General features: G+C 68.7%; 18 protein-coding genes. 12 read left to right on the top strand and 6 right to left on the bottom strand.

Annotated elements, in window-relative coordinates; genetic code table 11:
* Positions 1–95 precede the first annotated feature (95 nt).
* A complete protein-coding gene (locus tag Q8M82_RS13845; protein WP_305691921.1) occupies positions 96–704 on the bottom strand; it encodes an arylesterase in 609 nt (202 codons plus the stop codon).
* Positions 705–878: 174 nt separating this feature from the next.
* Between Q8M82_RS13845 and Q8M82_RS13840 the strand changes: the two genes are divergently transcribed.
* From Q8M82_RS13840 to Q8M82_RS13825, 4 genes are all read left to right on the top strand, one after another.
* On the top strand, positions 879–1,616 hold the full coding sequence (locus Q8M82_RS13840) for an ABC transporter ATP-binding protein (protein ID WP_371126353.1): 738 nt from the start codon (positions 879–881) through the stop codon (positions 1,614–1,616).
* Position 1,617: 1 nt separating this feature from the next.
* Entirely contained in the window at positions 1,618–4,209 is a 2,592-nt protein-coding gene (locus Q8M82_RS13835; protein WP_305691919.1) for an ABC transporter permease, read from the top strand.
* 216 nt (positions 4,210–4,425) lie between these two features.
* Positions 4,426–5,202: a Bax inhibitor-1/YccA family protein gene (locus Q8M82_RS13830; protein ID WP_305691918.1), complete on the top strand. Its 777-nt coding sequence runs from the start codon at positions 4,426–4,428 to the stop codon at positions 5,200–5,202.
* A gap of 101 nt (positions 5,203–5,303) precedes the next feature.
* Positions 5,304–5,837: a GNAT family N-acetyltransferase gene (locus Q8M82_RS13825; protein WP_305691917.1), complete on the top strand. Its 534-nt coding sequence runs from the start codon at positions 5,304–5,306 to the stop codon at positions 5,835–5,837.
* Positions 5,838–5,852: 15 nt separating this feature from the next.
* Here Q8M82_RS13825 and Q8M82_RS13820 read toward each other — a convergent pair whose 3' ends face one another.
* Both Q8M82_RS13820 and Q8M82_RS13815 read right to left on the bottom strand, forming a co-directional pair.
* A complete protein-coding gene (locus Q8M82_RS13820) occupies positions 5,853–6,221 on the bottom strand; it encodes a DUF2794 domain-containing protein (RefSeq protein WP_305691916.1) in 369 nt (122 codons plus the stop codon).
* 360 nt (positions 6,222–6,581) lie between these two features.
* Entirely contained in the window at positions 6,582–7,130 is a 549-nt protein-coding gene (locus tag Q8M82_RS13815; RefSeq protein ID WP_305691915.1) for a peroxidase-related enzyme, read from the bottom strand.
* 172 nt (positions 7,131–7,302) lie between these two features.
* Between Q8M82_RS13815 and Q8M82_RS13810 the strand changes: the two genes are divergently transcribed.
* Together Q8M82_RS13810 and Q8M82_RS13805 are read left to right on the top strand one after the other, a co-directional pair.
* Positions 7,303–12,141, top strand: coding sequence for an NAD-glutamate dehydrogenase (locus Q8M82_RS13810; RefSeq protein WP_305691914.1), 4,839 nt, complete (start codon positions 7,303–7,305; stop codon positions 12,139–12,141).
* A 26-nt stretch (positions 12,142–12,167) separates the two neighbouring features.
* On the top strand, positions 12,168–12,368 hold the full coding sequence (locus tag Q8M82_RS13805; protein ID WP_305691913.1) for a Trm112 family protein: 201 nt from the start codon (positions 12,168–12,170) through the stop codon (positions 12,366–12,368).
* 142 nt (positions 12,369–12,510) lie between these two features.
* Here the strand turns inward: Q8M82_RS13805 and Q8M82_RS13800 are convergent, their stop codons facing one another.
* A complete protein-coding gene (locus tag Q8M82_RS13800; protein ID WP_305691912.1) occupies positions 12,511–13,761 on the bottom strand; it encodes a ubiquinone biosynthesis hydroxylase in 1,251 nt (416 codons plus the stop codon).
* Positions 13,762–13,909: 148 nt separating this feature from the next.
* Between Q8M82_RS13800 and tesB the strand changes: the two genes are divergently transcribed.
* The 6 genes from tesB to xth all read left to right on the top strand — a co-directional run bounded on the left by tesB (position 13,910) and on the right by xth (position 21,469).
* The gene (gene tesB / locus Q8M82_RS13795; RefSeq protein WP_305691911.1) at positions 13,910–14,779 is read left to right on the top strand and encodes an acyl-CoA thioesterase II; all 870 of its coding nucleotides are present in this window, start codon (positions 13,910–13,912) and stop codon (positions 14,777–14,779) included.
* Positions 14,780–15,014: 235 nt separating this feature from the next.
* Positions 15,015–15,353 (top strand): P-II family nitrogen regulator, encoded by a 339-nt coding sequence (locus tag Q8M82_RS13790; protein WP_054141588.1) that lies wholly within the window; start codon positions 15,015–15,017, stop codon positions 15,351–15,353.
* A gap of 29 nt (positions 15,354–15,382) precedes the next feature.
* On the top strand, positions 15,383–16,729 hold the full coding sequence (locus tag Q8M82_RS13785; protein ID WP_305691910.1) for an ammonium transporter: 1,347 nt from the start codon (positions 15,383–15,385) through the stop codon (positions 16,727–16,729).
* Between the two features lie 197 nt (positions 16,730–16,926).
* Entirely contained in the window at positions 16,927–19,536 is a 2,610-nt protein-coding gene (locus tag Q8M82_RS13780) for an FtsK/SpoIIIE family DNA translocase (RefSeq protein WP_305691922.1), read from the top strand.
* Between the two features lie 175 nt (positions 19,537–19,711).
* Positions 19,712–20,569 (top strand): LolA family protein, encoded by an 858-nt coding sequence (locus Q8M82_RS13775; RefSeq protein WP_305691909.1) that lies wholly within the window; start codon positions 19,712–19,714, stop codon positions 20,567–20,569.
* Between the two features lie 84 nt (positions 20,570–20,653).
* Positions 20,654–21,469, top strand: coding sequence for an exodeoxyribonuclease III (gene xth, locus Q8M82_RS13770; RefSeq protein ID WP_305691908.1), 816 nt, complete (start codon positions 20,654–20,656; stop codon positions 21,467–21,469).
* Positions 21,470–21,476: 7 nt separating this feature from the next.
* Here the strand turns inward: xth and Q8M82_RS13765 are convergent, their stop codons facing one another.
* Together Q8M82_RS13765 and Q8M82_RS13760 are read right to left on the bottom strand one after the other, a co-directional pair.
* On the bottom strand, positions 21,477–21,941 hold the full coding sequence (locus Q8M82_RS13765; protein ID WP_305691907.1) for a cyclic nucleotide-binding domain-containing protein: 465 nt from the start codon (positions 21,939–21,941) through the stop codon (positions 21,477–21,479).
* 3 nt (positions 21,942–21,944) lie between these two features.
* Positions 21,945–22,631, bottom strand: coding sequence for a response regulator transcription factor (locus Q8M82_RS13760; protein WP_066733763.1), 687 nt, complete (start codon positions 22,629–22,631; stop codon positions 21,945–21,947).
* Between the last annotated feature and the right edge of the window lie 79 nt (positions 22,632–22,710).

Raw genomic sequence — 22,710 nt, 5'->3', positions numbered from 1 at the left:
CAACTCCGGAAAGAGCGGGCGAAGGGCGCGCCGAAGACGGGATCGGGCCCCTCCGGGTGGCAGGGCGCCGGCCGGAGGGACAGGAAGGAGTAATTTCAGCCCTTGGCCGGCAGCGTCGCGAGGAAGCGCTCGACCGTGGGCAGGATGTTGCGGACGATGACGCGGACGCCCTCGGCCGTGGGGTGGAGCAGATCGGGCTGGTTGAGCACCCGGTCGCCCGCGATGCCCTCCAGGAAGAAGGGGTAGAGCACCAGGTCGTGAGCCTTCGCAAGCTCGGGATAGATGCTGTCGAAGCGCGTAGCATACTCCGTGCCGAGATTGCGCGGGGCGTACATGCCGGCCAGCAGCACAGGGATGCCGCGCGCCTTCAGCCGGGTGATGATGGCCTCCAGCCCCTTGCGCGTCGCCGCCGGATCGAGCCCGCGCAGGGCGTCGTTGGCGCCGAGTTCGAGGATGACGCCGTCGGTACCGTCCGGCACCGACCAGTCGAGCCGCTCCAGCCCGCCCTGGACGGTGTCGCCGGAGACGCCGGCGTTCACGATCTCGACAGCATGGCCCTTGGCGCGCAGCGCCTGCTCCAGCACGGGCGGGAAGGCGGCGCTGGCCGGAAGATTGTAGCCGGCGGTCAGACTGTCGCCGAGAGCGACGAGTTTGAGCGTGCGCGCCGGCGCGGATGCGGGGCTGAGGGGCGGTGTCTGGGCCATGGTCGCGACCGGCAGCAGGCAGAGACAGAGCAGAAAAGCGGCGCAGAGAGATTGGACAAGCGCTCTCCCGCGCCCATATCGCGGCTCTGGGGCACGACATTTCGGCTTGCCCTGCTCGGGCCGCGTTCGGCTGCGAGCAGGGTCGCTGGTGGATTTCGAAGTCAGGATCATTGGATGATGAGCGATACGCGCGTCCCGCCGACGGATCAGCCGGCGATCGAATTGCGGGATGTCGAGCTTAGTTTGGGGCGTGCCGCCGCCCGCGTCCATATCCTCAGGGGTGTTTCTTTGTCGCTGGCGGCGGGGCAGGCCACCGGCCTCGTCGGTCCCTCCGGCTCCGGCAAGTCGACCCTGCTGATGACGATGGCCGGCCTGGAGCGGCCCGACAGCGGCATGGTCAAGGTCGCCGGCCAGGATCTCGGCGCGCTCGACGAGGACGGGCTGGCCGTCTTCCGCGGCCGCCATATCGGCATCGTCTTCCAGTCCTTCCACCTCGTCCCGACCATGACGGCGCGCGAGAACGTCGCCCTTCCGCTCGAACTCGCCGGCGCAGGCGACGCCTTCGCCAGGGCCGAAGCCGAGTTGCGCAATGTCGGGCTGGGCGCCCGCATGGACCATTACCCGGCCCAGCTCTCGGGCGGCGAGCAGCAGCGCGTCGCCATCGCGCGGGCCGTCGCGCCCGACCCGGCCATCCTCGTCGCCGACGAGCCGACGGGCAATCTCGACGAGAGCACCGGGCGCTCGATCGTCGATCTGATCTTTGCGCTGCGGCGCGAGCGCGGCGCGACGCTGGTGCTCGTCACGCATGACCTCTCGCTGGCGGCCCTGTGCGACCGCACCGTGCGCCTACGCGCCGGCAGGATAGAGACTGCCGGCCCCACCCCGGCCGCCGCGGACATGGCGGCGCTCTGAGATGCACGGGACCGTCAAGCCTCTCCCGACCTCCCCGGCCGGCGCCCCGCTGGCTGCGCTGGCGCTGCGCCTCGCCTGGCGCGATCTGCGCGGCGGCTTTCGCGGCTTCGGCGTCTTCATCGCCTGTCTCGCGCTGGGCGTCATGACGATCGCCGCCGTCGCCTCGGCCTCGCGCGGCCTGACCGAGGGTCTTTCCCGCGAGGGCCGGCGCATCCTCGGCGGCGACGCCGCCTTCGGGCTGATCCACCGCGAGGCGACGCCGCAGGAACTGGCCTTCCTCACCGGCCGGGGCACGGTCTCGACCATCGCCACCATGCGCGGCATGGCCAATGCCGGCGACAAGGGCGCGGCGCTCGTCGAGATCAAGGCGGTGGATGCCGGCTATCCCGGCATCGGCGAGCTGGTCACCGAGCCGAAGGCTCCCGTCGCCGATCTGCTCGCGGCGCGAGAGGGCGTCTATGGCGCCGTCGCCGATCCCGTCCTGTTCGGCCGTCTCGACCTGAAACCCGGCGACATCGTCCTCGTCGGCTCGGCCCGCGTCCAACTGCGCGCCAATCTCGTCTCAGAGCCCGACAAGATCGCCGCCGGCGTCGGCTTCGGCCCGCGACTGCTGATCTCGCAGGAGGCCCTGCGCGCCACCGGCCTGCTCCAGCCCGGCAGCCTGGTGCGCTGGACCTACCGCGTCGCCCTGCCACCTCAAGCCTCGAGCGATGCCGATCTCGCAGCCCTGATCGCCGATGCCGGCACGCAACAGCGCGATGCCGGCTGGGAGATCCGCTCCCGCGCCAACGCCAATCCGGGCTTCCAGCGCAATCTCGAACGCTTCACCCAGTTCCTGACGCTCGTCGGCCTGACCGCCCTGCTGGTCGGCGGCGTCGGCGTCGCCAATGCGGTGCGCCGTTTCGTCGAGGCCAAGAAACTCGATTTCGCGACGATGAAGGCGGTCGGCGCCACCGGCGGACGCGTCGTCGCCATTCACCTGACCGAGGTGATGCTGGTCGCGGCGCTCGGCACCGCGATCGGCCTTGCGCTCGGCGCCGCCGCGCCCTTCGCGCTCGGCGCCGCGCTGACCTCCGTCCTGCCGGTTCCCTTCGAGCCGACGCTGGCGCCCGGCGAACTCGGCGTCGCCGCGCTCTACGGCCTGCTCACCGCGCTGGTCTTCGCCATCCTGCCGCTCGGCCGCGCCCACGACGTCCCGGTCTCGGCTCTCTTCCGGGACCAGATCGCGCCCGATGCCCGCCGGCCCCGTGCGATCTATCTCGCGCTCTGCCTGGCGGCAGCGGCCGGTCTCGTCGGCGTGGCGCTGCTCTTCGCCTATGATCGGCGCATCGCCATGATCTACATCGCGGTGATGGCCGGCATCTTCCTGCTGCTGCGCGGCGTCTCCTGGGGGCTGATGGCCCTGGCGCGCAGGCTGCCGCGGCCGAAGAACCCCTCGCTGCGCATGGCGCTGGCCAACAGCCACCGCCCCGGCGCGCTGACGCCCTCGCTCGTGCTCTCGCTCGGGCTCGGCGTCGCCCTGCTCTCGGCGCTCGCCTTCATCGACACCAGCCTGACTCGGCAATTGACGCAGGCCCTGCCCCAGAAGGCGCCGAGCTTCTTCTTCCTCGACATCCCCAACGCCGAATCGGCCCGGTTCGACGCGATGCTGCGCGAGGAGCGGCCGGGCGCTGCGCTGGACCGCGTGCCGATGATGCGCGGTCGCATCGTCTCCATCAACGGCGTCCGTGCCGAGGACATCAAGGCCACCGAGCAGGCGGCCTGGATACTCGATGGCGACCGCGGCATCACCTACGCCCAGGCCATCCCCGAGGGCTCGCGTGTCGCACAGGGGGAATGGTGGCCGGCCGATTATCGCGGCGAGCCGCTCGTGTCCTTCGACGCCCAGATCGCCTCCGGCATCGGCCTCAAGATCGGCGACAGCCTCACCGTCAACGTGCTCGGCCGCAACATCACGGCCCGCGTCGCCAATCTGCGCACGGTCGAATGGCGCTCGCTCGGCATCAATTTCGTGATGCTGTTCTCGCCAAACACCTTTGCCGGGGCGCCGCACACCAACCTCGCCACGATCACGCCCGCGGCCGACCGCGCCGCCGCCGCCGGAACCGACGCCACCCTCCTGCGCCGTCTGGCCGTCGAGTTCCCGACCGTGACGGCCGTGCGGGTCAAGGACGCATTGGAGGCGGTCAACGCCATCGTCGCCCAGCTCGCCACCGCGATTCGCGGCGCCTCCGGGCTCGCCATCGCCGCCAGCCTGCTGGTCATGGGCGGCGCGCTGGCGGCCGGCCAGAGGGCGCGACTTTACGACGCCATGATCCTGAAGACGCTGGGCGCCACGCGGCGTTTCATACTTTCGTCGTACGCCCTTGAATACGCGGCCATCGGCCTCGTCTCGGCGCTCTTCGGCGTTGTCGCGGGCGCTCTCGCCGGCTGGGGCGTCGTCACGCAAGTGATGAAGATCGAATTCGTGAGTGACCCGACCGGCGCTTTACTGGCCGCGACTGCCGCTGTGGGCGTCACGGTCCTGTTCGGGCTTGCTGGCACGCTGAAAATACTGTCCAAAGCGCCGGCTTCTCACCTGCGCAATTTATGATGACTAGCTGAGAAAGACTCTCGATAAACATTACATCCCTATCATTTTGCATGCAGGGCGCGGCGCGTTTCTATGGATGCCGCCGTTTAATCATGGTGCCCCTTGTAAGAACCGGGGAAGCCGCTCATATTCCCGATATCGCCACCGTTGTGCGCGACGACCGGCTCCCGCTCAGGCGGCGCCGGTCCGGATTCAACGTCAGGGGAAACTCGCTCGATGAGCAACTTCGACCGCAATGCTCCAGTCTGGGGTGCCGGCCGCGCACAGCAGACCAGCGCCGTCGAGATGGATCAGGGCCTGCGCTCGTTCATGCTCGGCGTCTACAACAACATGTCGATCGGCCTGGCCATCACCGGCCTCGCCGCGATCGGCATCTCCATGCTGGCGATCGCCGGCGTCTCGCCGACCGGCAAGGTCACGGCGCTGACCCCGCTCGGCCAGGCGCTCTATCTCAGCCCGCTGAAATGGGTCGTGATGCTGGCGCCGCTCGCCTTCATCCTGTTCTTCTCGTTCAAGGCGGAGAGCATGAGCTCCTCGGCCGCGCGAGCCATGTTCTTCGCCTTCGCGGCGGTGATGGGCGTTTCGCTGTCGTCGATCTTCGTGGTCTACACGGGTGAATCGATCACCAAGGTGTTCTTCATCACCGCCGCGACCTTCGGTGCACTGAGCCTCTACGGCTACACCACCAAGAAGTCGCTCTCGGCGATGGGCTCCTTCCTGATCATGGGCCTGATCGGCCTGGTGATCGCCTCGGTAGTCAACATCTTCCTGCAGTCCAGCGCCCTGTCTTTCGCCGTCTCGGCGATCGGCGTGCTGGTCTTCGCCGGCCTGACCGCCTGGGATACCCAGCGTCTCAAGGAAATGTACCTCTACTCCGACATGAATCCGGAGGAGGCCGCGAAGCTCTCGGTGAACGGCGCGCTGTCGCTCTATCTGAACTTCATCAACATGTTCCAGATGCTGCTCTCGCTGTTCGGCAGCAAGCAGGAGTGATCCGCCACCCGCCCCTCATTCGGGGCAGGCATGCGAAAACAACGAGCCCCGGCCTCGCGGCCGGGGCTTTTCTTTTGACGGTGCCGCAGGAAGATCGGTGCATGACAGCACCTGCGATCCGTCATGCCACGCCCGCCGACATTCGAGACATCACCGCGATCTACGCGCACGCGGTGCGTCACGGGACGGCCTCGTGGGAACTGGAGCCGCCCGACGCGGCGGAGATGCAGCGCCGCTTCGAAGCCGTCACCGCAGGCGGCTACCCCTATCTCGTGGCGGAGCGCGACGGACGCCTTCTGGGCTATGCCTATGCCAGCGCCTACCGGCCCCGCCCCGCCTACCGCACCACCGTCGAGAACTCGATCTACATCGCGCCCGACGCCCAGGGCGCCGGCTCCGGCAGCGCGCTTCTCGCCGCCTTGATGGAGGCCTGCGCGAACCGCGGCTTCCGCCAGATGATCGCCGTCATCGGCGACGGCACGGGCGGATCGATCGGCTCGCGGCGGCTGCACGAGCGCGCCCGCTTCCGCCTGATCGGGGTGGCCGAGAAGGTCGGTTTCAAGCACGGCCGCTGGCTCGACCAGATGCTGATGCAGAAGGAACTCGGCGAGGGCGACCGCACGCCGCCGGCCTGAAGGCCGAGCCTCGAATCAGCCGACGACGCTGAGCTTCCGGTCGAGAACCCGCAGCACGCGCGACAATTCCGCGCCGCGCTTCAGCACCAGCCCCGTCGCTGCGACGACCGAATAGGCGCCCTGCCGCTTCGCCAGCGCGGGATCCTTGACGATGCGGTAGAGCGGCACCTCCGAGGAGCGCCGGTAGACCGAGAACTGCGCCTGGTCTTTCAGAAAATCGATCGCGTAGTCGCGCCATTCCCCGGCTGCGACCATCCGACCATAGAGGTTGAGTAGCTCGGACAGTTCCTTGCGGTCGAAGGTCACCGTCGCGGGTCTGGCTGCGACGGGGAAGGGAATCACCCCGTTGGCCGCCTGCGATTGCGGCGTCTCGCTTTCGCTCATTGCGCCTCCCGACGGCCGCGCCATGGCGGCCTCGATGCCTCGCACCCGATGATGCCCGCGCGATGCTGCGCTGGCAAGCAATCGGCGCGCCCCTGTTGCGGCGGCGGACCGCGCCAGAACCGGTGATGGGGCTCTCACGGCTTCGTCAGCGGCGCCGCATTTTCGCCGCGTTCGGGCCAAGTCCGCGCCCTGTTGCTTGGTTGGAATGACCGTGTTGCCTCGACGGCCCGGCTTCGCCGATCTTCGGTTTGTCAGCCCCCCAGCCCCCCGCGGATCGGGCGGGGCCGGGCCAGTTCGATCGGGGCCAACTCAGCGGCTGGCGTTCTGCGCCGGCCGTTTTTCTTTGTCGAACAACCCGACTCACCGAGCTTGCCGGTGGTATTCCGCGTTGGGGCGCATATCGACCGCCGAGGCCATGCGGTTCGACATGTTGTAGAAGGCGGCCACCGCCGAGACGTCCCAGATGTCCCGCTCGCCGAACCCGACCGCCCTTAATCCATCCCGATCAGTCTCGCCGACGAGCTGCGGTGTCTCCGTGAGCTTGACCGCGAAGTCGAGCATGGCGCGGTGACGCGACGACAGATCGGCGGCGCGGTAATTCATCGCCATCAGCTCGCCCAGCACCGGATCCTGCGACAGCTGCCGCACCGCGGCGCCATGGGCCGTGAGGCAGTAGTAGCAGCGGTTCACGCTCGACACGGCGACCGCGATCATCTCGCGCTCGAGTTTCGACAGCCCGGAGGGGGCCAGCATCAGGTCATTGTAGAAGGCGGCGAAGGCCGAGAGCTTGGCGTCGTCATGGGCGTAGGCCACCAGCACGTTCGGCACGAAGCCGAGCTTTTCCAGGCATTTGTCGAAATAGGCCTGATTCTCCGCGCAGAGAGGCCCCGGCGGCAAGTCGAGTGCCATCGCAGGCGGGGCGAGATCCTGTGGCGCCGGTTTCTCCCCGGGCTTCGGTTTGTCATGATTGGCCGTCATGGTTCGTCCTGTCATGTCGCCCGGGTCGTCGCCCAGCGCTGCACCACAATTGAAAGGCGTCCCAGCCTATGTCATCGCTGGGGCAAAATAACAGGGGTGGACCATGGGCAAACGCGTGACCAATGCGACGGCTGCCGCCGTTTCCGCAATCGAGGCCGCAGCCATTGGTCTTCCGGGAACGATGCCGCCCGAGTTTCCGCGCCTGCTCTTCGGCCGTGACGTCGCGGAGGATCTCGAAGCCCTGCCGGCGGACCTCTTGGCCCGCGCCGCGGCCTCGGCCTACGCGCATCTGCTCGCGCCCCGCCCACCGCAGGCGATCAATTTGCGTTTTCGCGACGACGCTTTCGACAGCGAAGGCCGGGAGCGCCAGGTCACCATTCTGGAGGTCGTCAACGAGAACAAGCCCTTCCTGCTCGATTCGACGCTGGCCGAACTCGCCGAGCAGGGCTACGAGCCGCGCCTCGTCTCGCACCCGATCCTGGCGGTCGCCCGCACAGCCGACGGCACCTTCATCTCGCTCGCCGGCGAGGCGGCGGGCCGGGCCCCCGAAGGCACCCGCCGCGAAAGCCTGATCCAGATCGTCATCGAGCGGATCGATTCGCCCGAGGCGCGCGACCGCCTCTGCACGGGGCTGGAGCGCGTCTATGCCGATGTCGGGCTCGCCGTCGAAGACTGGGCCGCGATGCGCGGACGAATCACCGAGGTGATCCAGGCCTATCGCGCCAATCCCCCGCCGCTGCCGGAGGACGAGGTCACCGAGGCGCTGCAGTTCCTCGAATGGATCGCCGGCGACAATTTCACCCTGCTCGGCATTCGCGCCTACCGTTTTCCCAATGGCGATGCGGCCGCCGACCCGATCGAGGGCTCCGGCCTCGGCATCCTGCGCGATCCCGCCGTCAAGGTGCTGCGCAAGAACCGCGAGATGGTCACCGTCACGCCGGAGATCCGCGCCTTCCTGGCCAAGCCGCAGGCGCTGATCATCACCAAGGCCAACGTCAAGAGCCGGGTCCACCGCCGCGTCCATCTCGACTATGTCGGCGTCAAGCTGTTCACGCCGGACGGGCGGCTCGATGGCGAATTGCGCATCGTCGGCCTGCTCACCTCGAATGCCTATACCGGCAGCGCGCTTGCCATTCCCTATCTGCGGCTCAAGGTCGCTCGCGTCGCCCGCACCATCGGCTTCGATCCGGCGAGCTATTCCGGCCGCGCGCTCTACAACGTGCTCGACGCCTATCCGCGCGACGAACTCTTCCAGATCGACGCTGCGACGCTGGAGAGCTTCGCGCTGTCGATCCTGCAATTGACCGAGCGGCCACGAATCCGCGCGCTGGCGCGCGTCGACGAATTCGACCGCTTCGTCTCGATCCTCGTCTTCATCCCCAAGGACCGCTACGACACCCGCGTGCGCCGCCGCGTCGGCGAGTTCCTGGCGCGCATCTATCAGGGCCGGATCTCGGCCGCCTACCCGGCCTATCCGGAAGGGCCGCTCGCCCGCACCCACTACATCATCGGCCGCGACGAGGGGAAAACCCCGAAGATCGACCGGGCCACGCTGGAAGCCGGCATCACCGCGATCGTGCGGACCTGGAGCGACGGGCTCAAGGACGTGCTCGATTCCGAGCGCTCCGGCCCCGCCGCCCGGGCGCTGGCCGAGCGCTATGCCGAAGCCTTCGGGGCCGCCTATCGCGATCGCTTCTCGCCCGCCGAAACGCTGGCCGACATCGATCTCCTGCAGAAACTCTCGGCCGATCGCCCGCGTGCCGTCGACCTCTACCGCCGCGAGGGCGATGCGCCGACGCGGGCCAACCTCAAGGTCTTCTCGCGCGGCACCGCGATTTCACTGTCGGCGCGCGTGCCGGTTCTGGAGAACATGGGCTTCCGCGTCGTCAACGAGCGGACCTACAACATCACGCCGCAGCCGGCCGCCGGCGAGGCCGCCGACACGACGCGTGTCTGGCTCCACGACATGACGCTGGAGCGGGCCGACGACGGCGAGATCGACGTATCCCGCCTCGGGCCCGCGCTCGAAGCGGCGATGATGGCGCAGTTCCGGGGCTTGGCTGAATCGGACCGCTTCGACCAGCTCGTCCTGGCAGCCGGGCTCGCCTGGCGCGAGGCCTCGCTGCTGCGGGCCCTCGGGCGCTACCTCCGTCAGGTCGGGGCGCCCTATGCGCAGGGCTACATCGCCGATGCGCTGGCACGCCATCCCCCCATCGCCGCCGGACTGGTCGCGCTCTTCATCGCGAAATTCGATCCCCGCCTCGGCGATGGCGAGCGCGCCGAGAAGATGGAGACCGAGCGCCAGGCGATCGAGACCGCGCTCGACGCGGTCACCAGCCTCGACGAGGACCGCATCCTGCGCCGCCTCGTCAACCTGATCGACGCAGGCCTGCGCACCAACTTCTTCCAGATCGGCCCCGACGGGCAGCCGCGGGGCACGATCTCGATCAAATACGACTGCGCCAAGGTCGATTCGCTGCCGCTGCCGCGCCCGCTCTACGAGATCTTCGTCTATTCGCCGCGCGTCGAGGGCATCCATCTGCGCTTCGGCAAGGTCGCCCGCGGCGGCCTGCGCTGGTCCGACCGGCCGCAGGATTTCCGCACCGAGGTGCTCGGCCTCGTGAAGGCGCAGCAGGTGAAGAATGCGGTGATCGTGCCGGTGGGCGCCAAGGGCGGCTTCGTGCCCAAGCACCTGCCGCCGGCCTCCGACCGCGCGGCCTGGTTCGCCGAGGGCACCGAGAGCTACAGCATCTTCGTGCGCACCCTGCTCGAGCTGACCGACAATCTCGACGGCGAGACCGTGATCCCGCCCGCCGACACTGTGCGCCATGACGGCGACGACCCCTATCTCGTCGTCGCCGCCGACAAGGGCACGGCGACCTTCTCCGACACCGCCAACGCGCTCTCGCTGGAGAAGCATCACTGGCTCGGCGACGCCTTCGCCTCCGGCGGCTCGCAGGGCTACGACCACAAGAAGATGGGCATCACGGCGCGGGGCGCCTGGGAAGCGGTGAAGCGGCATTTCCGCGAGGTCGACATCGACATCCAGACCACGCCCTTCACCGTGGCGGGCGTCGGCGACATGTCGGGCGACGTCTTCGGCAACGGCATGCTCCTTTCGCCCGCCATCAGGCTGGTCGCGGCCTTCGACCACCGCGACATCTTCCTCGATCCCGATCCCGACCCGGCGGCGTCGCTGGCCGAGCGCCAGCGCCTGTTCGACCTGCCGCGCTCCTCCTGGCAGGACTACGACAAGAGCCTGATCTCGGCCGGCGGCGGGGTTTTCTCGCGCCAGGCCAAGAGCATCCCGCTCTCGCCGGCGGTGCAGGCCCTGCTCGGCCTGTCCAAAGCGGAGGTCTCTCCGCCGGAGCTGATGACCGCGATCCTGAAGGCGCGCGTCGACCTGCTCTGGTTCGGCGGCATCGGCACCTATATCCGCGCCTCCGACGAGAGCGACGCGCAGGTCGGCGACCGCGCCAACGATCCGATTCGCATCACGGGCAGCGAGGTCGGCGCCCGTGTGATCGGCGAAGGGGCCAATCTCGGCGTGACCCAGCGTGGCCGCATCGAGGCCGCCCGCGCCGGCATCCGCCTCAACACCGACGCGATCGACAATTCCGCTGGCGTCAACACCTCCGACGTCGAGGTCAACATCAAGATCGCGCTCGCCGCACCCGTGAAGGATGGCCGTCTGGCGGAAGAGGCCCGCAACGCGTTGCTGGCGGAGATGACCGACGAGGTCGGCCAGCTCGTCCTGCGCAACAACTACCTGCAGACGCTGGCACTCTCCCTCACGGAGGCCCGCGGGGTCGGCGCGACGCCGGGCCTGCGCTACCTGATGCAGACGCTGGAGACGCAAGGGAGACTCGACCGCACCGTCGAGTACCTGCCGAGCGACGCGGTGCTGGCCGAGCGCGAGAAGCGCGGCGAGGCGCTGACGCGGCCCGAACTCGCCGTGCTGCTCGCCTATGCCAAGCTCGCCTTGCACGACGCGCTGCTGGAATCCGACGTTCCCGACGACCTCTATCTCAACAGCGAACTGGTGCGGTACTTCCCGCAGGCGCTGCGCGAGCGCTATGCCGGCGATATCGCGGGCCACAAGCTGCGCCGCGAGATCGTCGCGACGCAGCTCGCCAACGCCATCGTCAACCGCGGCGGGCCGACGCTGGTCCCGGTGCTCTCGGCGCTGACCCATGCCGAGGTGCCGGCCATCGCCGCCGCTTATGCGATTACGCGCGACGCCTTCGACCTGATCTCCCTCAATGGCGCGATCGACTCGCTCGACGCGAAGCTCCCCGGCAAGGTCCAACTCGGGCTCTACGGCGCCGTCCAGGATCTGCTGCGCGATCGCATGGGCTGGCTCCTGCGCCGCGGCGCGGCCACGCCCGGCACCATCGAGGCGACGGTCTCGCATTACCGGGCCGGCGTCACGGCCCTGGCCGAGACGCTCGAGACGCTGCTGCCGGAGGTCCAGGCCCATGCGCGCCAGGCCCGCATCGCCGTCCTGACGGCGGAAGGCGTGCCGGCCGACCTCGCCGCGCGCATCGCCAGCCTGCCGACCCTGGCTCAGGCGACGGAAATCGTCGACATCGCCGGGCAGAGCGGCGGCGACATCGCCTCCGTCGCCGCGATCCATTTCGGAGTCGATTCGATCTTCGGCCTGTCGGCTCTCGCGGCCGCGGCCGCGGCGGTGCCGGCGACCGATGATTACGAGCGCCTCGCCCGCGAGCGTGCCGTCGAGACGCTGTTCGACGCCCAGGCCGGCCTGACCCGCGAGATCGCGGCCGGCGGTTCGGGCCTCGACGCCTGGCAGGAGGCGCGCCGGGTCGACGTCGACCGCACCCGCACCACCGTCCAGGCCATCGCCGCCTCCGGCCTGTCCCTGCCGAAACTGATGGTCGCCGCCGGCATGCTGGCCGACCTGCCCCGCAAGGGCGCCTGAGCGCCCGCCCAACCGAAAGCTGAGCGATGACCGAGTCCGTTACCGAAACCGCCACCCGGATCGACCCGAAGCTGCTCGAAATCCTCGTCTGCCCGCTGACCAAGGCGACGCTGGAATATGACGCGGCGAAGCAGGAGCTGATCAGCCGCGCAGCCAGGCTGGCCTATCCGATCCGCGACGGCATCCCGATCATGCTGCCGGAGGAAGCGCGTCCGCTGGAGGACTGAGAGATGGCGTCATTCTCGGGCGAAGCCCTCGGGTCCGATCTTCGATCGGCCCAAGGATAAACGCCGCGGAGACCCGAGAATCTCCTGCCGATCTCGTCCGGAGAGAGATGGTCGGGTCGAGCCCGACCACGACGTACCCCCGTCAGAGCGCCTCGCCGCGCAGCAGCCGCGGCGGCGCGCCGGCGACACCCGCCGCCTCGCGGATGAAGAAACGCTTCAGCCCCGGCAGACGGTCCACGAGCCCCAGGCCCAGATCGCGCGCCAGCCGTAGCGGCGTCGCGTCGTTGGAGAACAGGCGGTTCAGCCCATCCGTGACCGCGCCCATCGCCACCGTGTCGAAGCGCCGGGCCCGCTCATAGCCCTCCAGAACGTCGGCCGCGCCCGGATCGAGCCCGAGGCGGGCGGCATCGACGATGACCTCGGCCAGCGCCGCGACATCCTTGAGACCGAGATTGAGCCCCTGGCCGGCGATCGGGTGGATCAGATGGGCGGCATCGCCCAGCAGGGCCAGGCGCTCGCCGACGAAGCGGCGCGCCACGCCGAAGCCGAGGGGATGCGCGCTCACCGGGCTCTCCAGCGCGATCTCGCCGAGTTCGAGCCCAAAGCGCCGCTCGATCTCGGCCAGCATGCCCTCCTCGTCGAGCGAGAGCAGCGCCGGCACGTTCTCGCTGCGCTCGGTCCAGACCATCGAGGAGCGATGGCCGAGCCGCCCGCCATCGCTGAGCGGCAGGATCGCGAAGGGCCCCGACGGCAGGAAATGCTCGACCGCCCGCCCGCCATGCGGCCGCTCATGGCCGATCGTCGCCACCAGCCCCGACTGGCCGTAGCCCCAGCCGACCCAGCCGATGCCGGCCTGCTCGCGCAGTTTCGACCGCGCCCCATCAGCCGCGACGAGCAGCCGGGCCCGCAGGACCTCGCCGCCTCCGAGCACGACACTGACGCCGCTCTCGCCACTGTCGAAGCGCGCGACGCCCTCGCCCCGCAAGTCGACGCCCGCCTCGCGGCAGGCTGCGGTCAGCGCCTCGATCAGCGCCCCGCTGCCGACCATATGGGCGAAGGGCTGGCCCGGCTCGACCTCGCCGTCGAAGGTCAGGAAGACCGGGCGGATGGCATCGCCGCTGCGGCTGTCGGAGACGACCATCTCGGTCATGGCCTGCGCGCCATCCGCGATCTTGTCCCAGATGCCGAGCGCCTGGAGCATCGCCTGCGCCGCGGCGGCGACCGCATAGGCGCGCGTATCGGGGCGGGCCTGTCGTGCGACGAAAGCGGGGTCGGCGACGATCACGCTGAAGCCCGCGCCGAGCGCCCGCTTCAGGGCGAGCGCCAGCGTCAGGCCGGCGATGCCGCCGCCGGCGATCAAAATCGACTCACGCGGCCCCATCTGCTCGCTCATGCGCCATCCTCCTCGTCGCCGCGGGAGCACGCCACCTCCCGCCTTGACGATCCGGGACGGCTCGGTGCTGATGCGGCGGAACCGGCGGCTGCTGTGCGCGCAAGCCGGCCGCACCGTCAACCCGCCTGCCGCCAGAGCCTGTTCGACCATGTCCCAGATCAGCGACTCCCTGATGTCGATCCTCGACCTCGAGCCGCTCGAGCGCAATCTGTTCCGGGGTCGCAGCCCCCGCGTCGGCTGGCCGCGCGTCTTCGGCGGGCAGGTCATCGCGCAGTCGCTCTACGCCGCCTGCAAGACGGTGGAGGGCCGCCAGCCCCATTCCCTGCACGCCTATTTCCTGCTCGGCGGCGATCCCGAAATCCCGATCCTCTACGAGGTCGACCGGCTGCGCGACGGCCGCTCCTTCACCACGCGGCGCGTGCTCGCGATCCAGAAGGGCGAGGCGATCTTCGCCATGTCCGCCTCCTTCCAGGTCGAGGAGCCCGGCTACGAGCACCAGATGCCGATGCCAGACGTGCCGCCGCCCGAGGACCTCCCCGATCGCGACGCGATGAGCCGCGACATTCTGCCCAACATGCCCAAGGCGGTGCGCGCCTATTACCAGCGCGAGCGACCGATCGAGATCCGCCCGGTCGAGTTGCGCCGCTATGCCGGCACGGGCGAGGCGATGGAACCGCGCTTCCATGTCTGGATCCGGGCGATGCAGCCGCTTCCCGACGATCCCGCGATCCACCAGGCCGTCCTCGCCTATGCCTCCGACCTGATGCTCCTCGATTCGAGCCTGATCGCCCACGGCACCTCCGTCTTCGACCCGCAGATTCAGGCTGCCAGCCTCGACCACGCGCTCTGGTTCCACCGTCCCTTCCGGGCCGACGACTGGCTGCTCTATGCGCAGGACAGCCCCTCGGCGTCGGGTGCGCGCGGTTTCTCGCGCGGTCTGGTCTTCGACCGGGCAGGCCGGCTCGTCGCCTCTGTGGCGCAGGAGGGGCTCGTCCGGCCACGGCCCGACCGCGCCTGACTATTTTATAGTCAATCGCCTGCCAATTACTCAATCGCTCGATTTCTGAGCAGGCTGCCCGCGCCGGAATCAGTCCGACGCGGCGATTCCCGGTGCATGCCAAGTTTCCAACCCCCGGTCGCCAGTTGGCACGCGGCTTGAATTGCGACCATCGACGCGCCGCGATGACAGGCGCGCGAGGCGCAACAGGATCGCCGGGGCTGACTTCCGGGCGGCGAAACGGGGAAACCCAGCAATGAAGATCGTGATGGCTATCATCAAGCCGTTCAAGCTGGAGGAGGTGCGCGACGGGCTCACCGCCATCGGCGTGCACGGCCTGACCGTGACCGAGGTGAAAGGCTATGGCCGCCAGAAGGGCCATACCGAAATCTACCGTGGCGCCGAATACGCCGTGAGCTTCCTGCCCAAGATCAAGATCGAGGTGGCCGTGTCCGACGAACTCGTCGGCAAGGTGATCGAGGCGATCACGGCAGCCGCCCGCACCGGCCAGATCGGCGACGGCAAGATTTTCGTTTCGTCGATCGAGAAGGCCGTGCGCATCCGCACCGGCGAGACCGACGGCGACGCCCTCTGATCACACGCGATCCTTCAAGGAGTTTCCCGATGACGTTGAAGACCTCTTTCCGATCCGGGCTGGCTGGCGTGGCATTGGCCGCGACCAGCGCCGGGCTCGCCTTCGCGCAGGCGACGGCCGAGGCGCCCGCAGCGGCCGTGCCCAACAAGGGCGACACGACCTGGATGCTGCTGTCGACGATCCTGGTCCTGCTCATGGTCATGCCCGGCCTGGCGCTGTTCTATGGCGGCCTGACGCGCAGCAAGAACATGCTCTCCGTGCTGAGCCAGGTCACGGCCACTGTGGCCCTGATGTGCATCGTCTGGGTCGTCTACGGCTACAGCCTCGCCTTCACGAGCGGTGGTTCGATGACGAGCTTCATCGGCGGCTTCTCGAAGAGCTTCCTGGCAGGTGTCGGCCCCGAATCGACCTCTGACACCTTCACCAAGGGCGTCGTCATTCCCGAATACGTCTTCATCTGCTTCCAGATGACCTTCGCGATGATCACTCCGGCGCTGATCATCGGCGGCTTCGTCGAGCGCATGAAGTTCTCCGCGATGCTGCTGTTCGTCCTCCTCTGGAGCACGTTCGTCTATTTCCCGATCGCGCACATGGTCTGGCACAGCGAGGGCTATCTCTTCACCCTCGGCGCGCTCGACTTCGCCGGCGGCACGGTCGTTCACATCAATGCCGGTATCGCGGCGCTGGTCGGCTGCCTGCTGATCGGCAAGCGCATCGGCTATGGCAAGGAACTGATGTCGCCGCATTCGCTGACCATGACCTATATCGGCACCGCCCTGCTCTGGGTCGGCTGGTTCGGCTTCAACGCCGGCTCCAACCTGGAAGCGACCGGAACGGCCGCTCTGGCCATGATCAACACCTTCACCGCGACCGCAGGTGCCGCGCTCGGCTGGCTCTTCATCGAATGGATGGTCAAGGGCAAGCCTTCGCTGCTGGGCATGCTGTCGGGCATCATCGCCGGCCTCGTTGCCGTGACGCCGGCCGCCGGACTGATCGGTCCGATGGGTGCGATCGTGCTGGGCGCCATCTCCGGCGTGGTCTGCTTCTTCTTCTGCACCTCGATCAAGAACGCCCTGGGCTATGACGACTCGCTCGACGTCTTCGGCATCCATGGCGTCGGCGGCATCATCGGCTCGATCGGCACCGGCATCTTCGTCGCTCCGGCGCTCGGTGGCGTCGGCGTCGCCGACTACGCCATGGGCGCGCAGGTCTGGAAGCAGTTCGTCGCGGTCGTCATCGCCATCGTCTGGTGCGGCGTCGGCTCGCTGATCCTGTTCAAGATCGTCGACGTGGTCGTCGGCCTGCGCGTCGCTCCCGATGCGGAGCGCGAGGGCCTCGACATCGCCGAGCACGGCGAGCGCGCCTACCACGCCTGAGGACAGGCGCCCGGCCGGGGCTGACCGGCCGCCACGACCTCATCCCCGGCGGGCGACCGCCGGGGATTTTTCATGCGGAGTGGGTCGCAGGCGGGGGATGCCGCCAAGGTTAAGCGTGTCTTAACCTCGGCTTCCTAACGTGATCGGACCGGCCGATGCGACGCGGCCCGCAGTCCTGGATGACGGCCCAACCCCGCATGCGCACGATCCGACGCTCCTCCTCGCTGATGGACCGCCTGCCCGATCCGGTGCGGGACTTCCTGTCGCGCCGCGCCAGCGAGATGGTCGGCCTCGCGCTGCTCGCGCTGATGGCGGCCGTCGCCCTGTCGCTGGCGACCTGGTCGGTCGACGACCCCAGCCTCAACAACGCCACCAGCGGCGCCGTCGCCAACTGGCTCGGCCGGCCGGGCGCGATGGTCGCCGACCTGCTGATGCAGCTCATCGGGCTCGGCGTCATCGCCCTGCTGTTTCCGCCGCTCGTCTGGTCGCTCAGGCTCGTCCGCTTCCACATCTTCGACCGTGGCGCCCTCAAGCTCGGCCTCTGGATCGTCGCCGTCGCCGCCACGGCGGCCGTCGGCAGCGCCCTTCCCGCCACGCCGCGCTGGCCCCTGCCGACCGGCATGGGCGGCGTCATCGGCGACGGCCTCCTCTTCGGCACGCGCAACCTCGCCGGCATCGCCGGCAATGCGGTCGGCGGACTGGTCGGCTTCCTCTATGCCGGCATCGCGATTCTCGCCGTCACCGCGGCCGCCGGCTTCGGCTTCGTCGGCGACGAGGACCCGGCCCTCGACGAGGACGAGGCCGACGAATCCTGGTCGGAAAGCGAGGACCGCCGCGACGACGAGCCCGGCATCGCCGTGATCCTCGTCGGCTGGCTCGCCCATGGCGCCATGGCCCTGCGCGGCATGATCCTGCGCCGCCTGCCGCAAGCGCCACGCGTCGCGACGCAGGGCGCCGGCTCATCCGGCACCGGCCGCAGCGGACTGGAGCCCGTGGCCGCCGCAGGCCGCGTGCGCCGCGAGCCGCAGTTCGACGACGGCACGGGGCGGAAGGCCGGCCCGCGTCCCGAGACCCCCTTCGACCCGGCTCCCCTGCCGCCATTGCGCGGACCGCGCGCCGCGCCGGCCGACGACGCTCCCTTCGACCTCGACGACGACGAGCCGCTCGACCTGCGCGACCTCAATGCGCCGCGCGTCAGCGCGCCGGCCCCCGGACCCAAGCCCGGCAAGCGCATCCAGCGCGAGGCCCAGCCCTCGCTGCTCGACCGCGACGAATTCGAACTGCCGCCGCTGACTTATCTCGGCGAGCCCAAGAAGCTGCCGGCCAGCGCTGTCTCGACGGATGCGCTCGAACAGAATGCCACGCTGCTCGAAGGCGTCCTCGAGGATTTCGGCGTGCGCGGCGAGATCACGCAGGTGCGCCCCGGCCCGGTGGTCACGCTCTACGAACTCGAACCCGCTCCGGGCACCAAATCCTCGCGTGTGATTTCGCTGGCCGACGACATCGCGCGTTCGATGAGCGCGATCTCGGCGCGCGTGGCGGTGATTCCCGGCAAGAACGCGATCGGCATCGAACTGCCCAACGCCAAGCGCGAGACGGTCTATCTGCGCGAATTGCTGGCGAGCCAGGATTTCGAGAGCTCCAAGCACAAGCTGGCGCTGGGGCTCGGCAAGACCATCGGCGGCGAGCCGGTGATCGTCGATCTCGCCAAGATGCCGCATCTCCTGGTGGCCGGCACCACCGGCTCGGGCAAGTCGGTGGCGATCAACACGATGATCCTGTCGCTGCTCTACCGGCTCAAGCCCGAGCAGTGCCGGCTGATCATGGTCGATCCCAAGATGCTGGAACTGTCGGTCTATGACGGCATCCCGCATCTGCTCACCCCTGTCGTCACCGACCCCAAGAAGGCGGTCGTCGCCCTGAAATGGGCGGTGCGCGAGATGGAGGAGCGCTACAAGAAGATGTCGAAGCTCTCGGTGCGCAACATCGACGGGTTCAATGCCCGGGTGCAGGAGGCGGCCGCGGCCGGCGAGGTCATCACCCGCACGGTCCAGACCGGCTTCGACCGCCATTCCGGCGAGGCGATCTACGAGGACGAGGTCATGGACCTCGAGCCCTTGCCCTATATCGTCGTGATCGTCGACGAGATGGCCGATCTGATGATGGTCGCCGGCAAGGAGATCGAGGGCACGATCCAGCGTCTGGCCCAGATGGCGCGCGCGGCCGGCATCCATGTGGTGCTGGCGACGCAGCGTCCGTCCGTCGACGTCATCACCGGCACGATCAAGGCGAATTTCCCGACGCGGATCTCCTTCCAGGTCACCAGCAAGATCGACTCACGCACCATCCTGGGCGAGATGGGCGCCGAGCAGCTGCTGGGCCAGGGCGACATGCTCTACATGGCTGGCGGCGGCCGGATCACCCGCGTGCACGGCCCCTTCGTCTCGGATGCCGAGGTCGAGAAGGTCGTCGCCCATCTCAAGACGCAAGGCCGGCCGCAATATCTCGACGCCGTCACCTCGGAAGAGGACGAGCCCGGCCCCGAAGCCGAGGACGGCGCGGTCTTCGACAAGACCGGCATGGGCCAGTCCGAGAGCGAGGATCCTTACGAGCAAGCGGTGGCGGTGGTGCTGCGCGACAAGAAGGCCTCGACCTCCTACATCCAGCGCCGTCTCCAGATCGGCTACAACCGCGCCGCCTCGATCATGGAGCGGATGGAGAACGAAGGCATCGTCGGCCCCGCCAACCACGCCGGCAAACGCGAAATCCTCGTCGAAACCGGCAGGGCGAGGGAAGACGAGGACTGAGGCCAAGCGGCGCAGGCCTTGTCCGGAGCGCCTGCGGTCCTCAAATTGCCATCAGCGCGCTGCAACCTGCACGGCAGCCGACGCGTTCAGGTCACGAAGCCGTGCGCCCCTTCGGAATGCACGGATCCGCCGACCCGACCGGGAACGGCACACGACCAAGGAGAAAGGCCGGCCCATGGCACCGACATCGACGCGACGGACCAGGGCTGCGCTCAACAGCCGCGTCACGGTGCTGGCATGCCTCGCCGGCCTGGCCCTGTCCAGCCCGCTCGCCGCCCAGCCGCTCCAGATCCTGCCGCCCAAGCCCGCTGCTGCAAAGCCTGCCGCTCCCCGTGCCCTCCCGCTACCGCCGATGCGGCCGCCGGGACTCGGCCTGCCGCGCGTCGCGGAGGCGGCAACGGTGCAGGCGGCCTCCGTCGGGGCCGCGGCCCCCACCGTCATGGAGGCCACACGCACGGCCCCGACTGCGCCCGTGACGCGCGCTCGCACAGCCGCCCCCGCCACCCGCGAGGAGGCGATCGAGCGGCTGAACGCCTATCTCAACAGTTTCACCACCCTGCAGGGCAACTTCATCCAGCATGCCGCCGACGGCCGCCGTCTCGAGGGCCGCATCTACATCCAGCGGCCCGGCAAGATGCGCTTCGAGTACGAGCCGCCCGCCACGATCGAGGTGATCGCGGATGGGACGTCCGTGGCCGTGCGTGACAAGCGCCTCGCGACGCAGGATATCTATTCCCTCGGCCAGACTCCGCTGAAGTTCCTGGTGCGCGAGCGCATGGATCTGGCCCGCGAGGGCACGATCACGGGTGCCGCCGTCGATGGCGACGTCCTGACGCTGCGGCTGGAGGATCGCTCGACGCTTGGCGGAACCTCCAAGATCGCACTGAAGTTCGACCTCGCGGCGAATGTGCTGCGGCAATGGGTCGTCGTCGATCCGCAGGGCTACGAGACCACCGTGTCGCTCTACAATCTCGACACGCAGCGGCGGCCCGACGCCAAGAATTTCGTGATCGACTACCAGCGCAAGCTCTGAGGGTTGGCCGGCGCCTAATCAGGCATCTTGCCTTTTGCGTGCCAGCGGATGAGTTTCCGGCACCCTTCTCGCCGGACGACCTCAGTGCAACTCACCGTCACAAGCTGGAACATCAACTCGGTCAGGCTGCGCATCGGCATGGTCACCGATTTTCTCGGCCGCCATGCGCCTGATATCCTCTGCCTGCAGGAGACCAAGACGCCGGACGAGCAGTTTCCGGCCAAGGCCTTCGAGAAAGCGGGCTATGTCCACCAGGCCTTCATCGGGCAGAAGGGCTATAACGGCGTTGCCATCGTCTCGAAGCTGCCCTTCAGCGAACGCGACGCGATGGCGATGTGCGGTCGCAACGACGCCAGGCACATGACCGTCGTGCTCGATGCCGCCGCCGGTGCCGCCGCAGGCATCGCCATCCACAATTTCTACATCCCCGCCGGCGGCGACATCCCCGACCCCGCGAAGAACGAGAAATTCGCCCACAAGCTCGCCTTCCTCGACGAGATCGGAGCTTGGAACGTGACGAAGCGCCCCACCGACCGTCCGGCGATCCTCGTCGGTGACCTCAACATCGCGCCCTATGAGCACGATGTCTGGAGCCACAAGCAGCTCCTCGACGTGGTCAGCCACACGCCGATCGAGACCACGACGCTGGAGAGGCTGCGCTCCGAAGGCGGCTGGACCGATGCGGCGCGCCTGCTGCGCCCGGAACCCGAGAAGCTCTACAGCTGGTGGAGCTACCGCGCCGCCGACTGGGAAGCGTCGAATCGCGGCCGCCGGCTCGACCATATCTGGCTGTCGGACGCGCTGCAGCCGACGCTGCGCGACGTGACCTTCCTGCGCGAGGCGAGGGGCTGGGAACGGCCCTCCGACCATGTCCCGGTGACGGCGACGCTGCAGCTCTGAGGAAAGCTCAGCGCCGGTCGATCGCGATCAGGGCCTCCTGCACGGCCGAGAGCTGCTCGACGAAGCCACGCAGCCTGTCGCTGATCGCCGCCGCGACGGCCTCCGCCGAGGCAGGCGATTCGGCCAGGACGCGGCGCATCACGCTGCGCGACAGGCGCATCACCTGCGTCGGCTCGCGCGCGATCGCCGTGACCGGACGCGCGACCGCCGTGAACAGGGCCATCTCGCCGATCAGGGCGCCGGGACCGACGATCTCCTGCGCCGGCTGCCCGTCCTCGCGGCTGTCGAGCGCGACCGCCCCCGAAATGACCAGCACGGCGCCGTCCGACGGCTCGCCGACGCGAAACAGCACGTCACCCGCCCTCAGGATGCGGCTCTCCGCCGCGAAAGCGACCAGCCTCAGTGCATCGCGTTCCATCAGGCCCAGCAGCGGCTGCCGGGCCAGCAGGGCAATGTCGTCGTCGAGGGCCATGTCCTAGGGGTTGAGCCGGTAGCCGCCGGCATCCGTCACCAGCAGGCGGGCATTGCCCGGATCGGGCTCGATCTTCTGGCGCAGCCGGTAGATATGCGTCTCGAGCGTGTGGGTGGTGACCTGGCTGTTGTAGCCCCAGACCTCCTGCAGCAGCACCTCGCGCGCGATCGGCTTGCGCCCGGCCCGGTAGAGGAAGCGCAGGATCGCGGTTTCCTTCTCGGTCAGCTTGGTCTTCGAGCCCTTCTCGCTGACCAGCAGCTTGGAGCCCGGGTGGAAGGTGTAGGGGCCGACCTGGAAAACCGCGTCCTCGCTCGCCTCGTATTGGCGCAGATGGGCGCGGATGCGCGCCAGAAGCACGGCGAACTTGAACGGCTTGACGACATAGTCGTTGGCACCCGCTTCCAGCCCGAGCACCGTGTCGGCATCCGAGCCTTGGCCTGTCAGCATGATCACCGGGCTCTTGAAGCCGTTCTTGCGCATCAGCTTCACGGCCTCGCGCCCATCCATGTCGGGCAGGCCGACATCCATGATGGCGAGGTCGATGCGCTCCGCCTGCACCGCCTTGACGGCGCCCGTGGCCGTCCCGGCGGTCGAGAGCTTGAACTCGTCATAGAGGGCGAGCTGCTCGGCGAGCGCGTCTCGGAGGGTCTGGTCGTCGTCGACCAGCAGGATATGATGCACGGCGGGCATGGGGATCGTTCGCACGAGAAATGAGCCGTCACCATGAGCCCGCGGAATCGCGACCGCAAGTCACGCGCTATGGAATTCC

Origin of the sequence: Allobosea sp. (assembly GCF_030694325.1) — a bacterium.
GTDB lineage: Bacteria > Pseudomonadota > Alphaproteobacteria > Rhizobiales > Beijerinckiaceae > Allobosea.
Note: the sequence above shows the minus strand (reverse complement) of the source record. Positions and strands in the feature narration are given on the sequence as shown.

Coding starts and splice junctions, on each gene's coding strand:
- Q8M82_RS13845 (WP_305691921.1), bottom strand. CDS start 704: ATGGCCCAGACACCGCCCCTCAGCCCCGCATCCGCGCCGGCGCGCACG.
- Q8M82_RS13840 (WP_371126353.1), top strand. CDS start 879: ATGATGAGCGATACGCGCGTCCCGCCGACGGATCAGCCGGCGATCGAA.
- Q8M82_RS13835 (WP_305691919.1), top strand. CDS start 1,618: ATGCACGGGACCGTCAAGCCTCTCCCGACCTCCCCGGCCGGCGCCCCG.
- Q8M82_RS13830 (WP_305691918.1), top strand. CDS start 4,426: ATGAGCAACTTCGACCGCAATGCTCCAGTCTGGGGTGCCGGCCGCGCA.
- Q8M82_RS13825 (WP_305691917.1), top strand. CDS start 5,304: ATGACAGCACCTGCGATCCGTCATGCCACGCCCGCCGACATTCGAGAC.
- Q8M82_RS13820 (WP_305691916.1), bottom strand. CDS start 6,221: ATGAGCGAAAGCGAGACGCCGCAATCGCAGGCGGCCAACGGGGTGATT.
- Q8M82_RS13815 (WP_305691915.1), bottom strand. CDS start 7,130: ATGGCACTCGACTTGCCGCCGGGGCCTCTCTGCGCGGAGAATCAGGCC.
- Q8M82_RS13810 (WP_305691914.1), top strand. CDS start 7,303: ATGGGCAAACGCGTGACCAATGCGACGGCTGCCGCCGTTTCCGCAATC.
- Q8M82_RS13805 (WP_305691913.1), top strand. CDS start 12,168: ATGACCGAGTCCGTTACCGAAACCGCCACCCGGATCGACCCGAAGCTG.
- Q8M82_RS13800 (WP_305691912.1), bottom strand. CDS start 13,761: ATGAGCGAGCAGATGGGGCCGCGTGAGTCGATTTTGATCGCCGGCGGC.
- tesB (WP_305691911.1), top strand. CDS start 13,910: ATGTCCCAGATCAGCGACTCCCTGATGTCGATCCTCGACCTCGAGCCG.
- Q8M82_RS13790 (WP_054141588.1), top strand. CDS start 15,015: ATGAAGATCGTGATGGCTATCATCAAGCCGTTCAAGCTGGAGGAGGTG.
- Q8M82_RS13785 (WP_305691910.1), top strand. CDS start 15,383: ATGACGTTGAAGACCTCTTTCCGATCCGGGCTGGCTGGCGTGGCATTG.
- Q8M82_RS13780 (WP_305691922.1), top strand. CDS start 16,927: ATGCGCACGATCCGACGCTCCTCCTCGCTGATGGACCGCCTGCCCGAT.
- Q8M82_RS13775 (WP_305691909.1), top strand. CDS start 19,712: ATGGCACCGACATCGACGCGACGGACCAGGGCTGCGCTCAACAGCCGC.
- Q8M82_RS13765 (WP_305691907.1), bottom strand. CDS start 21,941: ATGGCCCTCGACGACGACATTGCCCTGCTGGCCCGGCAGCCGCTGCTG.
- Q8M82_RS13760 (WP_066733763.1), bottom strand. CDS start 22,631: ATGCCCGCCGTGCATCATATCCTGCTGGTCGACGACGACCAGACCCTC.